Origin of the sequence: Streptomyces sp. NPDC051738, from assembly GCF_044453205.1 — a bacterium.
Classification (GTDB): Bacteria; Actinomycetota; Actinomycetes; order Streptomycetales; family Streptomycetaceae; genus Streptomyces.
In genome coordinates, this window is sequence record NZ_JBITCM010000016.1 from 165573 (window position 1) to 179318 (window position 13746).

10 protein-coding genes are annotated in these 13746 nt (G+C 68.9%); 6 read left to right on the forward strand and 4 right to left on the reverse strand.

What is annotated here, in order from left to right; translation table 11 throughout:
• The first annotated feature begins 233 nt into the window (after positions 1–233).
• Positions 234–1595 carry a glutamine synthetase family protein gene (locus ACIA8X_RS32820; RefSeq protein WP_093908028.1) on the forward strand — a complete coding sequence of 454 codons (1362 nt, stop codon included), beginning with the start codon at positions 234–236 and terminating at the stop codon, positions 1593–1595.
• Positions 1596–1685: 90 nt separating this feature from the next.
• Here the strand turns inward: ACIA8X_RS32820 and ACIA8X_RS32825 are convergent, their stop codons facing one another.
• Together ACIA8X_RS32825 and ACIA8X_RS32830 are read right to left on the reverse strand one after the other, a co-directional pair.
• Entirely contained in the window at positions 1686–2129 is a 444-nt protein-coding gene (locus ACIA8X_RS32825; RefSeq protein ID WP_393442158.1) for a VOC family protein, read from the reverse strand.
• 2 nt (positions 2130–2131) lie between these two features.
• Positions 2132–2653, reverse strand: coding sequence for a pyridoxamine 5'-phosphate oxidase family protein (locus ACIA8X_RS32830; protein ID WP_393442160.1), 522 nt, complete (start codon positions 2651–2653; stop codon positions 2132–2134).
• A 147-nt stretch (positions 2654–2800) separates the two neighbouring features.
• Here ACIA8X_RS32830 and ACIA8X_RS32835 point away from each other — a divergent pair, with 147 nt between their 5' ends.
• Entirely contained in the window at positions 2801–5800 is a 3000-nt protein-coding gene (locus tag ACIA8X_RS32835; protein WP_393442162.1) for a bifunctional [glutamine synthetase] adenylyltransferase/[glutamine synthetase]-adenylyl-L-tyrosine phosphorylase, read from the forward strand.
• Positions 5801–5940: 140 nt separating this feature from the next.
• Here the strand turns inward: ACIA8X_RS32835 and ACIA8X_RS32840 are convergent, their stop codons facing one another.
• Together ACIA8X_RS32840 and ACIA8X_RS32845 are read right to left on the reverse strand one after the other, a co-directional pair.
• A complete protein-coding gene (locus tag ACIA8X_RS32840) occupies positions 5941–6924 on the reverse strand; it encodes a phosphatase PAP2 family protein (RefSeq protein WP_399459811.1) in 984 nt (327 codons plus the stop codon).
• 141 nt (positions 6925–7065) lie between these two features.
• Positions 7066–8100 (reverse strand): LacI family DNA-binding transcriptional regulator, encoded by a 1035-nt coding sequence (locus ACIA8X_RS32845; protein ID WP_393442166.1) that lies wholly within the window; start codon positions 8098–8100, stop codon positions 7066–7068.
• A gap of 381 nt (positions 8101–8481) precedes the next feature.
• On the opposite strand from ACIA8X_RS32845, the gene ACIA8X_RS32850 reads away from it, so the two are divergent.
• The 4 genes from ACIA8X_RS32850 (at position 8482) to ACIA8X_RS32865 (ending at position 13699) form a co-directional block, all read left to right on the forward strand.
• Positions 8482–9750, forward strand: coding sequence for an extracellular solute-binding protein (locus ACIA8X_RS32850; RefSeq protein ID WP_399459812.1), 1269 nt, complete (start codon positions 8482–8484; stop codon positions 9748–9750).
• Positions 9751–9894: 144 nt separating this feature from the next.
• The gene (locus ACIA8X_RS32855; protein ID WP_399459813.1) at positions 9895–10899 is read left to right on the forward strand and encodes a carbohydrate ABC transporter permease; all 1005 of its coding nucleotides are present in this window, start codon (positions 9895–9897) and stop codon (positions 10897–10899) included.
• Positions 10900–10912: 13 nt separating this feature from the next.
• The gene (locus ACIA8X_RS32860; RefSeq protein WP_399459814.1) at positions 10913–11821 is read left to right on the forward strand and encodes a sugar ABC transporter permease; all 909 of its coding nucleotides are present in this window, start codon (positions 10913–10915) and stop codon (positions 11819–11821) included.
• Positions 11822–12037: 216 nt separating this feature from the next.
• Entirely contained in the window at positions 12038–13699 is a 1662-nt protein-coding gene (locus tag ACIA8X_RS32865) for a glycoside hydrolase family 13 protein (RefSeq protein WP_393442174.1), read from the forward strand.
• Positions 13700–13746: the final 47 nt, after the last annotated feature.

Below are 13746 nucleotides of genomic sequence, written 5' to 3' on the forward strand. Positions count from 1 at the left end.
CCACTACCCTGCGAGAGAGACGATCCGGCCATTACGGATGTCGGTCCGAGCAGGCAAGATGGGCACAGGAGCAGTACACCGGCCGTATGCGAGGCGTTCAGGCCCGGGTCGCCCCGGCGATCAAGGTCGGCAACGCGCATGAAATGCGGCTGTGGTGTGATGCTCGGGTGCCCGACCGCCTCTCGCGGTACCGGAGACAGGCGGCCTGACCAGCAAGGATGGGGAAGCGGAAGATGGACAAGCAGCAGGAGTTCGTGCTCCGGACGTTGGAGGAGCGCGACATCCGGTTCGTACGGCTGTGGTTCACGGACGTTCTGGGCTTCCTCAAGTCCGTGGCCGTGGCCCCCGCCGAGCTGGAGCAGGCCTTCGACGAGGGCATCGGCTTCGACGGCTCGGCCATCGAGGGCTTCGCCCGCGTATACGAGTCCGACATGATCGCCAAGCCGGACCCGTCGACGTTCCAGATCCTGCCGTGGCGCGCCGAGGCCCCCGGCACGGCCCGGATGTTCTGCGACATCCTCATGCCGGACGGCTCCCCGTCCTTCGCGGACCCGCGCTATGTCCTCAAGCGCGCCCTGGCCCGCGCCTCCGACCTCGGCTTCACCTTCTACACCCACCCCGAGATCGAGTTCTTCCTGCTGAAGGACAAGCCCGTCGACGGCTCCGTGCCGACCCCCGCCGACAACTCCGGCTACTTCGACCACACCCCGCAGAACATCGGCATGGACTTCCGCCGCCAGGCGATCACCATGCTGGAGTCGATGGGCATCTCGGTCGAGTTCTCCCACCACGAGGGCGCGCCGGGCCAGCAGGAGATCGACCTGCGCTACGCCGACGCGCTGTCCACGGCGGACAACATCATGACGTTCCGCCTGGTCATGAAGCAGGTGGCGCTGGAGCAGGGGGTCCAGGCGACCTTCATGCCGAAGCCGTTCTCCGAGCACCCGGGCAGCGGCATGCACACGCACCTGTCGTTGTTCGAGGGCGACAGGAACGCCTTCTACGAGTCGGGCTCGGAGTACCAGCTCTCCAAGGTCGGCCGCTCCTTCATCGCGGGCCTGCTGAAGCACGCCGCGGAGATCGCCGCGGTGACCAACCAGTGGGTCAACTCCTACAAGCGCATCTGGGGCGGCTCCGAGCGCACCGCGGGCGCCGGCGGCGAGGCCCCCTCGTACATCTGCTGGGGCCACAACAACCGCTCGGCCCTGGTCCGCGTCCCGATGTACAAGCCCGGCAAGACGGGCTCCGCACGGGTCGAGGTCCGCTCACTGGACTCGGGCGCGAACCCGTACCTCGCGTACGCGATGCTGCTGGCCGCCGGCCTCAAGGGCATCGAGGAGGGCTACGAGCTCCCTCCGGGGGCCGAGGACGATGTGTGGGCACTGTCGGACGCCGAGCGCCGCGCGATGGGCATCGAGCCGCTGCCGCAGAACCTGGGCGAGGCGCTGACGCTGATGGAGCGCAGCGACCTGGTCGCCGAGACGCTCGGCGAGCACGTGTTCGACTTCTTCCTGCGGAACAAGCGGCATGAGTGGCACGAGTACCGGTCCGAGGTGACCGCGTTCGAGTTGCGGAAGAATCTGCCGGTTCTTTAGCGCGCCTAGTCGCCGTGGGGCGCGGGGTGTGTACGCGGGTGCAGCCCGGTGGGGGCTGGTCGCGCAGTTCCCCGCGCCCCTTCAGGTCGGCTAGCTTGCCGCCTGTTTCGACAGGAGCTCGTGGAGGGGTTCTGTCACCCTGCGCCTGTACTCCTGGATCGACCAACCGTTGCCGTCCGGGTCCTTGAAGTACATGAACGTGGCGCCGTCGTCGGGGGCGTACTGGACCGGTTCCGAGACCTCCAGGCCTCGTTCCAGCAGTTCCGCCCTCGCCGCCTTGATGTCTGCCACGCAGAGTTGCAGGCCCTGATAGGAGCCGGGCTTGGGTACGGTTTCGCCCTTGGTCATGTCCCAGATGCTGTCGCCCAGGGCGATCGAGCAGCCGGAGCCCGGGGGCGTCAGCTGGACGATGCGCATGCCCGGCATGACCTCCTGGTCGATGTCGACGTGGAAACCGACCTTGTCCCGGTAGAAGTCGCGGGCCCGGTCGATGTCGCTCACGGGCAGCGGGATCACTTCGAGGGTGAAGTCCATCGCTAGTCCTCCATGGTGAATCGCCAGCGGGTCTGGCTGAACGGCTCTCCCTTACCGAAGCCGAAAACCGTGCGCGGCGCCACCGAAAAGACATAGGCGGCTCCCGCGCCGTGCCGGAAGCAGCCGTCGGCCACCTCGAAGTGCCAGAAACTGCCGTACTTCGCCTCCCACCCGGCGGCCAGTTCGCGTAGCCGGGCGTCGTCCGTGATCCGCGCCGCCTCGCCCTCGACCACCAGGTCGTAGCCCTGGTTCCAGATGTTCGTGCCGGTCGTCAGGACGACGTTCGGGTTGCCGGCCAGGTTCCTCGCCTTGCGCTCCTCGGGGCCGGTGCAGAAGTGCAGCGCGCCGTCCGACCAGACCGTCGGCAGCGGGGTGACGTGCGGCCGCCCGTCCGGCCGTACCGTCGAGATCCAGAACAGTTCGGCCTCGGTCAGCAGCTTCTCGGCCTCCGTCCACGGGATCGCCGTCGCCGTCTCGTCGCTGTAGCGCGCGTCCAGCAGGGTCTGTGGTTGCTTGGCGGTCATCGGACGTCCTCCTGACATGTCGCTTCACAAGGCTGACCGTGCGGGCCTTCGGAACTCATCGGCGCCGCTGTCGGACACTGCGGTTAGGCTCGACCGCGTACGACCTTGATCGGGCGCGTACGACCCCGATCGGACGGGAGACCGAGCATGACGGCGCCGGGGCGCAGGAGCAGTACCTTCACGCGGCTGCTGCGGCACGGATTCACCGACCCGTCGGCCGCCGACCGGCTGCTGGAGACGCCCGAACTCGCGCCGATCAAGAACGACCCGGTGCTGCTGGAGGCCCTGGGCGCCACCGCCGACCCCGATCTCGCCCTGCACGGCCTCGTCCGGCTGCTCGAAGCGCAGCCCGGCCCCTCCGCCCAGCAGGAACTGCTGGACACGGTGATAGCGGCCAAGCCCCTGCGCGACCGGCTGCTCGGCGTGCTCGGCGCCTCCTCCGCGCTCGCCGACCACCTCGCCAAGCACGCCGGTGACTGGCAGGCGCTGGTCATGTACGAGCCGAGGGACCTGCACCCCGAGGTGGAGGAGTTCGAGCGCGGCCTCGCCGATGCCACCGACCCGGTGTCCCTGCGCGTCGCATACCGGCGCTGTCTGCTGTCCATCGCCGCCCGCGACGTGTGCGGCACCGCCGACGTCGCCCAGACCGCCGCCGAACTCGCCGACCTCGCCACCGCGACCCTGCGCGCCGCCCTCGCCATCGCCCGCGCCGCCGCGCCCGAGGACGCCGCACAGTGCCGGCTCGCGGTGATCGCGATGGGCAAGTGCGGGGGCCATGAGCTGAATTACGTCTCCGACGTCGATGTCATCTTCGTCGGCGAGACCGCGGACGGCGCCGACGAGGGCAAGGCGCTGAGGTCCGCCACCAAGCTCGCCTCGCACATGATGCGGATCTGCTCCGAGACGACCGTCGAGGGGTCCATCTGGCCCGTGGACGCCAATCTGCGGCCCGAGGGCCGGAACGGTCCGCTGGTGCGGACCCTCAGCAGCCACCTCGCCTACTACCAGCGTTGGGCCAAGACCTGGGAGTTCCAGGCGCTGCTCAAGGCACGCCCGGTCGCGGGCGACATCGAGCTGGGTGAGGAGTACGTCGCCGCGCTGGAGCCGCTGGTCTGGAAGGCCGCCGAGCGGGACAACTTCGTCGCCGACGTGCAGAAGATGCGCCGCCGGGTCGTCGAGAACATCCCCGTCACCGAGGTGGACCGCCAGCTCAAGCTCGGCCCGGGCGGGCTCAGGGACGTCGAATTCGCCGTACAGCTGCTGCAGTTGGTGCACGGGCGGGACGACGCGTCGCTGCGCAGCGGCACCACGCTGGACGCGCTGCAGGCGCTCGCGGCGGGTGGCTACGTCGGGCGTGCCGACGCCGCCCAACTCGACGACGCCTACCGCTTCCTGCGCTCCATGGAGCACCGCATCCAGCTCTACCGGCTGCGGCGCACGCACCTGGTGCCCGAGGGCGACGACGACCTGCGGCGCATCGGCCGCTCGCTCGGCCTGCGGGCCGACCCGGTCGCCGAGCTGAACCGCGAGTGGAAACGGCACGCGAGTGTCGTACGGCGCCTGCACGAGAAGCTCTTCTACCGGCCGCTGCTCGACGCGGTCGCCCAACTCGCCCCCGACGAGGCCCGGTTGAGCGCGGGGGCGGCACGCGAGCGGCTGATCGCGCTCGGGTACGCCGATCCGGCCGCCGCGCTGCGGCATCTGGAGGCGCTGGCCTCCGGCGTCACCCGCAAGGCGGCGATCCAACGCACCCTGCTGCCGGTCCTGTTGGGCTGGTTCGCGGACTCCGCGGACCCGGACGCGGGCCTGCTGAACTTCCGCAAGGTGTCGGACGCGCTCGGCAAGACCCCTTGGTATCTGCGGCTGTTGCGGGACGAGGGCGCCGCCGCCGAGAACCTCGCACGTGTGCTGTCCGCCGGCCGCCTCGCCCCCGATCTGCTGATGCGGGCCCCCGAGGCGGTGGCCCTGCTCGGCGACGGCGACGGCGGCAGCGGTCTGGAGCCGCGCTCGCGCGGCCACCTGGAGCAGGAGATCCTCGCCGCGGTGGGCCGGGCGGAGGGCGCCGTGCAGGCGGTCACGGCGGCTCGTGGGGTGCGTCGGCGGGAACTGTTCCGTACGGCCGCCGCCGACATCGTCGACTCCTACGGCACCGAGACGAAGCCGGCCGAGGCGGATCAAGGCGCGCTGGTGGATCGTGTCGGGGCCGCGGTGTCGGACCTTACGTCGGCGACGCTCGCGGGCACCCTGCGGGCGGTGGTGCGGGACGGGTGGGGTGACACGCTGCCCACCCGGTTCGCGATCATCGGCATGGGGCGGTTCGGCGGGCACGAACTGGGTTACGGCAGTGACGCCGACGTCGTGTTCGTGCACGAGCCGCGGGACGGCGTCGACGAGCACGAGGCCTCGGCCGCGGCGAACCGGGTGGTCTCGGAGATGAGCCGGCTGCTGCAGATCTCCAGCGCGGATCCGGTGCTGCTGATCGACGCCGATCTGCGGCCGGAGGGCAAGTCGGGGCCGCTGGTGCGGACGCTGAACTCCTACGAGGCGTACTACCGCCGGTGGTCCCTGGTGTGGGAGTCGCAGGCGCTGCTGCGGGCCGAGGCGGTGGCCGGTGACGAGGATCTGGGGCGGCGTTTCATCGACCTGATCGATCCGCTGCGGTATCCCGCCGAGGGGCTGGGGGAGGACGCCGTACGGGAGATCCGTCGGCTGAAGGCCCGTATGGAGTCCGAGCGGCTCCCTCGCGGCGCCGACCCCAAGCTGCACACCAAGCTCGGGCCCGGTGGCCTCTCCGACGTCGAGTGGACGGTTCAGCTGCTGCAGCTCCAGCACGGGTGGGCGGAGCCGGGGCTGCGGACGACGCGGACGCGGGAGGCTCTCGCCGCGGCGTGTGCGGCCGGGCTGCTGCCGGCCGAGGAGGCGGCGATTCTGGACGAGGCGTGGGTGCTGGCCACGCGGGTGCGCAACGCGGTGATGCTGGTGCGGGGGCGGGCCGGGGACACGTTCCCGTCGGACAGCCGTGAGCTGGCGGCGGTGGGGCGGTATCTGGGGTACGAGCCGGGGCATGTGGGGGACATGCTCGACGCGTATCGGCGTACGACGCGTCGGGCGCGGGCTGTGGTGGAGGAGTTGTTCTACGGCGCGTGATGCCTCCGGCGGTGGGGCCGGGATGCCTGCGGCGGGCTGCGCGGCTGCGTGGGGGTGCGCGTCTGTGCCTGCGGCGGCCTGTGGCGTGCGCGTCGATGCCTGCGGCGGCCTGTGCGGCCTTGTGGGGGTGCGCCCAGCGCCTACGCGTGGGTCGTGGGTCGGGGCCGCGCCGGGGGGTGTCCGTCCTCGGTCGGGCGGTTCGGTTCGTCAGGAGCTTGCTCGGCGTTGACGCCCGCCGCTGCGGGCGGACACCCCCCGGCACGTCCCCTTTCCGCCGTGGGCGGGTGCGGCTGCGTGCGTGGTTTCGCCACTCGCCTCGGGAGTGCGTGCGGGAACGCTCCGTACCACAGGCGTGCCACCGTGTAGCCGAAGGCCAGGCAGATGATGCCGCCCACCGCGTCCAGCCAGAAGTGGTTGGCCGTTGCGACGATCACCACCAGGGTGGCGGTCGGGTACAGGAGGCCCAGGACGCGGATCCAGGGGATTCTCGCCAGGGCGAAGATCGTCAGGCCGCTCCAGACGGACCAGCCGATGTGCATGGACGGCATCGCGGCGTACTGGTTCGACATGTTCTTCAGGTCGCCGGAGGCCATCGAGCCCCAGGTGTCGTGGACCAGGACCGTGTCGATGAAGCCGCCGTTGGTCATCAACCGCGGGGGAGCGAGCGGGTACAGGTAGTAGCCGACCAGGGCCACGCCCGTGGTTGCGAAGAGGACCAGGCGCGTTGCCGCGTAGCGGCCGGGGTGGCTGCGGTAGAGCCAGACCAGGACGCCGATCGTGACGATGAAGTGCAGGGTCGCGTAGTAGTAGTTCATGCCGACGATGAGCCAAGTCACCGAGTTCACGGTGTGGTTGATCGACTCCTCGACGGCGATGCCGAGATGGTGTTCCAGCTGCCAGAGCCAGTCGGCGTTGCGCAGCGCCTCGGCCTTCTGTTCCGGAACCGCGTTGCGGATCAGTGAGTACGTCCAGTAACTCACCGCGATCAGCAGGATCTCGAACCAGAGGCGGGGCCGGCGCGGGGTGCGCAGACGGCGCAGGGGGCTTTGCCCCGTCTTGTCCGCGACGGGGTTCGGAACGGCCGTTGCGCGGCTTTCCAGTGTCGTCACGGTCGTGTCACCCATGGGCACAGAGTCTGCCAGATAAGCCTTCCCCGACCGATCATCCCTCGGGTGGGTTAAGGACGCATGTTCTACGACGGGCGTACACCCCGTTCTCCTACCAAAGCAGGGCGGGATGCCGGGATTCTCCCCCTTGGGGACGAGTTACGGGTGGTTTCTGTTCCCGGGTGCCGAAGCCGTCGAACCGCGCACCACCAGTTCCGGCATGAACACGAACTCGCTGTGGGGGGCCGGAGTCCCGCCGATCTCCTCCAGCAGCGTGCGCACCGCCGCCTGTCCCATCGCCGGGACCGGCTTGCGGACCGTGGTGAGGGGCGGGTCGGTGAAGGCGATCAAGGGGGAGTCGTCGAAGCCGACCACCGAGACGTCCTTCGGGACGTCGAGGCCGCGCTGCCGTGCCGCCCTTATCGCGCCCAGCGCCATCATGTCGCTGGCGCAGACGACCGCGGTGCAGTCGCGGTCGATCAGGGCCGTGGCCGCCGCCTGGCCGCCCTCCAGCGTGTACAGGGAGTGCTGGATCAGCTCGGTCTCTATGACGTCCGTCGGCAGGTTCAGCTGATCCTGTATCGCGCGGACGAAGCCCTCGATCTTGCGCTGGACCGGGACGAAGCGCTTGGGGCCCAGTGCCAGACCGATGCGGGTGTGGCCCAGGGAGGCGAGGTGCGTGACCGCGAGCGTCATCGCGGCGCGGTCGTCGGGGGAGATGAAAGGCGCCTGGACCTTGGGGGAGAAACCGTCGACCAGGACGAAGGGAACGCCCTGGGCGCGCAGGCGCTCGTAGCGCTGCATGTCGGCGGTGGTGTCGGCGTGGAGGCCGGAGACGTAGATGATGCCGGCGACGCCGCGGTCGACGAGCATCTCGGTCAGCTCGTCCTCCGTCGAGCCGCCCGGGGTCTGGGTGGCCAGCACCGGGGTGTAGCCCTGGCGCGTGAGCGCTTGGCCGATGACCTGGGCCAGGGCCGGGAATATCGGGTTCTCCAGCTCCGGGGTGATCAGGCCCACCAGGCCTTCACTGCGCTGGCGCAGGCGTACGGGGCGTTCGTAGCCGAGCACGTCGAGTGCGGCCAGCACGGACTGGCGGGTGGTGGCGGCGACGCCCGGCTTGCCGTTGAGGACGCGGCTGACGGTCGCTTCGCTCACCCCCGCCTGAGCAGCGATGTCGGCAAGCCGTGTGGTCACGGCACTGGACTGTACCGGCCGTATGTCGCCTTGCACACCAATCGGACGCCGTGGGCGACCCGTTGGCCGTCCCCGACCCGGTTGCTGCGTCATCGCACTCCCTCGTGAAAATGAAAGCAAGAGCTTGCAGAGTCTTGCACAGACCGTCTCCGTACGGCTCCACCCCTGTAAAGAAGCGTCTCACGGGGGTCGCCGAGAGGTCACGCCCCGGTAACTTCAGTGTTCTCTTGCACTTTTTTTCTGCAAGGTCTTTCGTCGAGCTTTCAACGCTGTTACGTTCACGTCGCCCGGCGGCGGCAACGGCGCAGTCGGTAAGACGGCAGGGAATGGCAGACGGGGCCGCCCCTGCAGCACACGGGCTTTCACCCTCAAGGAGATCTCATGCGGCGTGGCATAGCGGCCACCGCGCTGGTGGCGTCCCTCGCCCTCGCGGCGACGGCCTGCGGCGGAAGTGACAGCGGCGACAGTGCCGACGGGCCGGTCACCATCACCTGGTGGGACACCTCCAACGCCACCAACGAGGCGCCGACGTACCAGGCCCTGGTCAAGGAGTTCGAGGCCGCCAACAAGGACGTCAAGGTCAAGTACGTCAACGTCCCCTTCGACCAGGCGCAGAACAAGTTCGACACGGCCGCCGGCTCCAAGGGTGCCCCGGACGTGCTGCGCTCCGAGGTCGGCTGGACGCCCGCCTTCGCCAAGAAGGGCTTCTTCGCGCAGCTCGACGGCACCGAGGCCCTCGCCGACGAGAGCAAGTTCCAGCCCAGCCTGATCGAGCAGGCCAAGTACGAGGGCAAGACGTACGGCGTTCCGTTCACCACGGACACCCTCGCCTTCGTCTACAACAAGGACCTGTTCAAGAAGGCCGGCGTCGAGGCCCCCAAGACCTGGGACGACCTGAAGAAGGCCGCCGCCAAGATCAAGGACAAGACCGGCGTCGACGGCTACTGGGGCTCCACCCAGGCCTACTACGCCCAGACGTTCCTCTACGGCGAGGGCACCGACACCGTCGACGCCGACGCCAAGAAGATCACCGTCGCCGGCGCCGAGGCCAAGAAGGGCTACGGCACCTGGCTGAGCCTCTTCGACGGCAAGGGCCTGCACAAGGCCGACACCACCGCCGACGCCTACGCCCACATCCAGGAGGCGTTCGTCAACGGCAAGGTCGCCGCGATCATGCAGGGCCCCTGGGAGATCACCAACTTCTACAAGGGCTCGGCGTTCAAGGACAAGGCCAACCTCGGCATCGCCACCGTCCCGGCCGGCTCCGCAGGCAAGGCGGGCGCCCCGACCGGCGGCCACAACCTCTCCGTGTACGCCGGCTCCGACGAGGCGCACCAGAAGGCCGCGATGAAGTTCGTGAAGTTCATGACGTCGCAGAAGGCGCAGGAGACGATCGCGCTCAAGAACTCCACGCTGCCGACCCGCGACGACGCCTACACCGCCGAGGTCAAGGCCGACCCGGGTATCGCCGGCTACCAGACCGTCCTCGCCTCCGCCCAGCCGCGCCCGGCCCTGCCCGAGTACAGCTCCCTGTGGGGCCCGGTGGACACCGAGCTGCTGAAGATCGCCGGTGACAAGGAGTCCCTGGACAAGGGGCTGCGCACCGCCGAGACCGCGATCGCCAAGCTGGTCCCGGACTTCAGCAAGTGACCCCGAGTGACCGTCGGATCCTCCTGATCATGGGGGGAAGGATCCGGCGGTCACCGGCCTGTGCGCCGTACACCCCGCACGTCGTACAGCTGCCGTACAGCCGTACCCCCTCGATCTGTCGATCTCCACGAAGGTTGTCGAACCATGACAGTCGCCATCGACCGCGCGACCGGCAAGCGCCGCGGTGACCGCGCGCCGCGCCCCGGACTGGGCCGGCGCCTGAAGCACGGCTACCAGAAGCATTGGTACGCCTACGCGATGATCGCCCCAGTGGTGATCGTCCTCGGCGTCCTCGCGCTGTATCCGCTGGTGTACGGCTTCTACCTCACCCTCACCGACGCCAACAGCCTCAACAGTGCCCGCACGATCGGCGTCAACGAGATCGAGGCGACGTACAAGTTCATCGGATTCGACAACTACGCCGACATCCTGTGGGGCGAGACGGCCTACGACCGCTTCTGGTCGCACTTCATCTGGACGATCTTCTGGACGGCGGCCTGCGTCACCCTGCACTACACGATCGGCCTGGGTCTCGCCCTGCTGCTCAACCAGAAGCTGCGCGGGCGCACCCTGTACCGGCTGATCCTGATCCTGCCGTGGGCCGTGCCGACCTTCGTCACCGTGTTCGGCTGGCGGTTCATGCTCGCCGACGGCGGCATCATCAACTCGTTCCTGGAGACGCTCCACCTGCCGACACCGCTGTGGCTGGAGGACACCTTCTGGCAGCGGTTCGCCGCGATCATGGTCAACACCTGGTGCGGTGTGCCGTTCATGATGCTCTCGCTGCTCGGCGGACTGCAGTCCATCGACTCCTCGCTGTACGAGGCCTCCGAGATGGACGGCGCGAGCAGGTGGCAGCAGTTCCGCTACGTCACCCTGCCGGGCCTGAGGTCCGTCAGCTCCACCGTCGTACTCCTCGGCATCATCTGGACCTTCAACCAGTTCGCCATCATCTTCCTGCTCTTCGGCGACACCGCGCCCGACGCCCAGATCCTGGTCACCTGGGCGTGGTACCTCGGCTTCGGACAGCAGCCGCGCGACTTCGCGCAGTCGGCGGCCTACGGCATCCTGCTGCTGGCCATCCTGATCGTCTTCACCTCCTTCTACCGCCGCTGGCTGAACCGCAATGATCCGCAGCTCGCGATCTGAGGCAGGAGTCCCCATGAGTACGACCACTGTTGAGACCCCGGTGAACAAGCAGGACTCCGTGACCACCGTCCCCCGGCGCAAGGTGCGCGGCCGCGGCGAGAACAGCCGCGCCACGTCCCTCGTCTCCCACGGCATCCTCATCGTGGCGAGCCTGATCGCCTTGTTCCCCGTGGCCTGGCTGCTCTTCCTGTCCCTCGGACCGGACAAGGACGACTACCTTCACCCCGGCGGCATCTGGGGGAAGATGTCGCTGGACAACTACACGTTCGTCCTGCAGGAGACGAAGTTCTTCGACTGGCTGGGCAGCACGCTCATCGTCACGCTGGGCACCTCGCTCATCGGCGTCGTCATCGCCGCCACCACCGGCTACGCGGTCTCGCGGATGCGCTTTCCGGGCTACAAGAAGTTCATGTGGGTGCTGTTGGTGACCCAGATGTTCCCGGTGGCCGTCCTCATGGTGCCGATGTACCAGATCCTGTCCGGGCTCCAGCTCATCGACAACTACCTCGGTCTCATCCTCGTCTACTGCTCGACGACCGTGCCGTACTGCGCCTGGCTGATGAAGGGCTACTTCGACACGATCCCGTTCGAGATCGACGAGGCGGGACGCGTCGACGGGCTGAGCCCCTTCGGCACGTTCGGGCGACTGATCCTGCCGCTCGCCAAGCCGGGCCTGGCGGTCGCCGCGTTCTACAGCTTCCTCACGGCCTTCGGTGAGGTCGCGTTCGCGTCGACGTTCATGCTGTCCGACACGAAGTACACGTTTGCGGTTGGTCTGCAGACGTTCGTGAGTGAGCATGACGCGCAGCGGAATCTGATGGCTGCGACGGCTGTACTGATCGCCATACCTGTTTCCGCGTTCTTCTACTTCGTGCAGAAGAACTTGGTGACTGGTTTGACCGCGGGTGGCACGAAGGGCTGAGCGCCGACGGGAGGACTGCAGTTGATCATCTGCGGCGCCGTCGTGGCTGGTCGCGCAGTTCCCCGCGCCCCTTGAGGGGTGGGCTGCGCCCCCCAAAAAAAGATAAGGACCCGAGGCGGTCGCGGAGGCCATCCGACCCCGCTGTCACCGCGGCCGTCTCGTCATCACCGTTGTACGCACACCTGACCCCATGACCCCGTTACGACCAAGGACGCCATGAGCCAGCAGCACTCCGCCATCGCCCCGGCCCCTAACCCCGCCAAAGCCAAGCGCAGCGACTGGTGGCGGGACGCGGTGATCTATCAGGTCTATCCGCGCAGCTTCGCCGACAGCAACGGCGACGGCATGGGTGACCTGGAAGGCGTACGCTCCCGTCTCCCGTATCTGCGCGACCTCGGCGTCGACGCCGTGTGGCTCAGCCCCTTCTACGCCTCGCCGCAGGCCGACGCCGGCTACGACGTCGCCGACTACCGGGCCGTCGACCCGATGTTCGGGAACCTGCTGGACGCGGACGCGCTGATCCGCGATGCCCATGAGCTGGGGCTCAGGATCATCGTCGACCTGGTGCCCAACCACTCCTCGGACCAGCACGAGTGGTTCAAGCGGGCGCTCGCGGACGGCCCCGGCTCCCCGCTGCGGGACCGCTACCACTTCCGCCCCGGCAAGGGCGAGAACGGTGAACTCCCGCCCAACGACTGGGAGTCCATCTTCGGCGGCCCGGCCTGGACGAGGGTCGACGACGGGGAGTGGTACCTGCACCTCTTCGCCCCCGAGCAGCCCGACTTCAACTGGGAACACCCGGCGGTCGGCGACGAGTTCCGTTCCATCCTCCGCTTCTGGCTGGACATCGGCGTCGACGGCTTCCGTATCGACGTCGCGCACGGCCTGGTGAAGGCCGAAGGGCTGCCCGACCTGGGCGACCACGACCAGCTCAAGCTGCTGGGCAACGATGTCATGCCGTTCTTCGACCAGGACGGTGTGCACGCGATCTACCGCCAGTGGCGCACGATCCTCGACGAGTACGCCGGTGAGCGGATCTTCGTCGCGGAGGCCTGGACGCCGACCGTCGAGCGCACCGCGAACTACGTCCGTCCCGACGAGCTGCACCAGGCCTTCAACTTCCAGTACCTGTCGACGGAATGGGACGCGGACGAGCTCCGCAAGGTCGTCGACCGCACCCTGGACGCGATGCGCCCGGTCGGCGCCCCCGCCACCTGGGTCCTCTCCAACCACGACGTAACCCGCCACGCCACCCGCTTCGCCAACCCGCCCGGCCTCGGCACCCAGATCCGCACCGCCGGGGACCGGGAACTCGGCCTGCGCCGGGCTCGCGCGGCGACCCTGCTGATGCTGGCCCTGCCCGGCTCGGCGTACGTCTACCAGGGCGAGGAACTCGGCCTCCCGGACGTCGTCGACCTCCCCGACGAGGTGCGCCAGGACCCGGCGTACTTCCGCGGCGCCGGCCAGGACGGCTTCCGTGACGGCTGCCGGGTGCCGATCCCATGGACGCGCGAGGGATCGTCGTACGGCTTCGGCAGCGGGGGCAGCTGGCTGCCGCAGCCGGCGAGCTGGGGCGAGCTGAGCATCGAGGCGCAGACCGGCGTCGAGGGCTCGACCCTGGAGCTGTACCGCGCCGCGCTCGCCGCCCGCCGCGAGCAGCCCGACCTCGGTGCCGGCGACTCGGTGGAGTGGCTCCGGGCACCCGAAGGCGTCCTGGCCTTCCGCCGCGGCGAGTTCGTCTGCGTCGCCAACACCACCGGCGAGTCCGTGACGCTCCCGGCCTACGGCCGCGTGCTGCTCACCAGCGGCGAGATCACCGAGGCGGACGGCGAGACGAAGGTCCCGTCGGACACGACGGTGTGGTGGACGACGGCCTGACGGCCATCGACCCACGTCCTGTGGCCCACCACCGCCTGAGCGGGGTG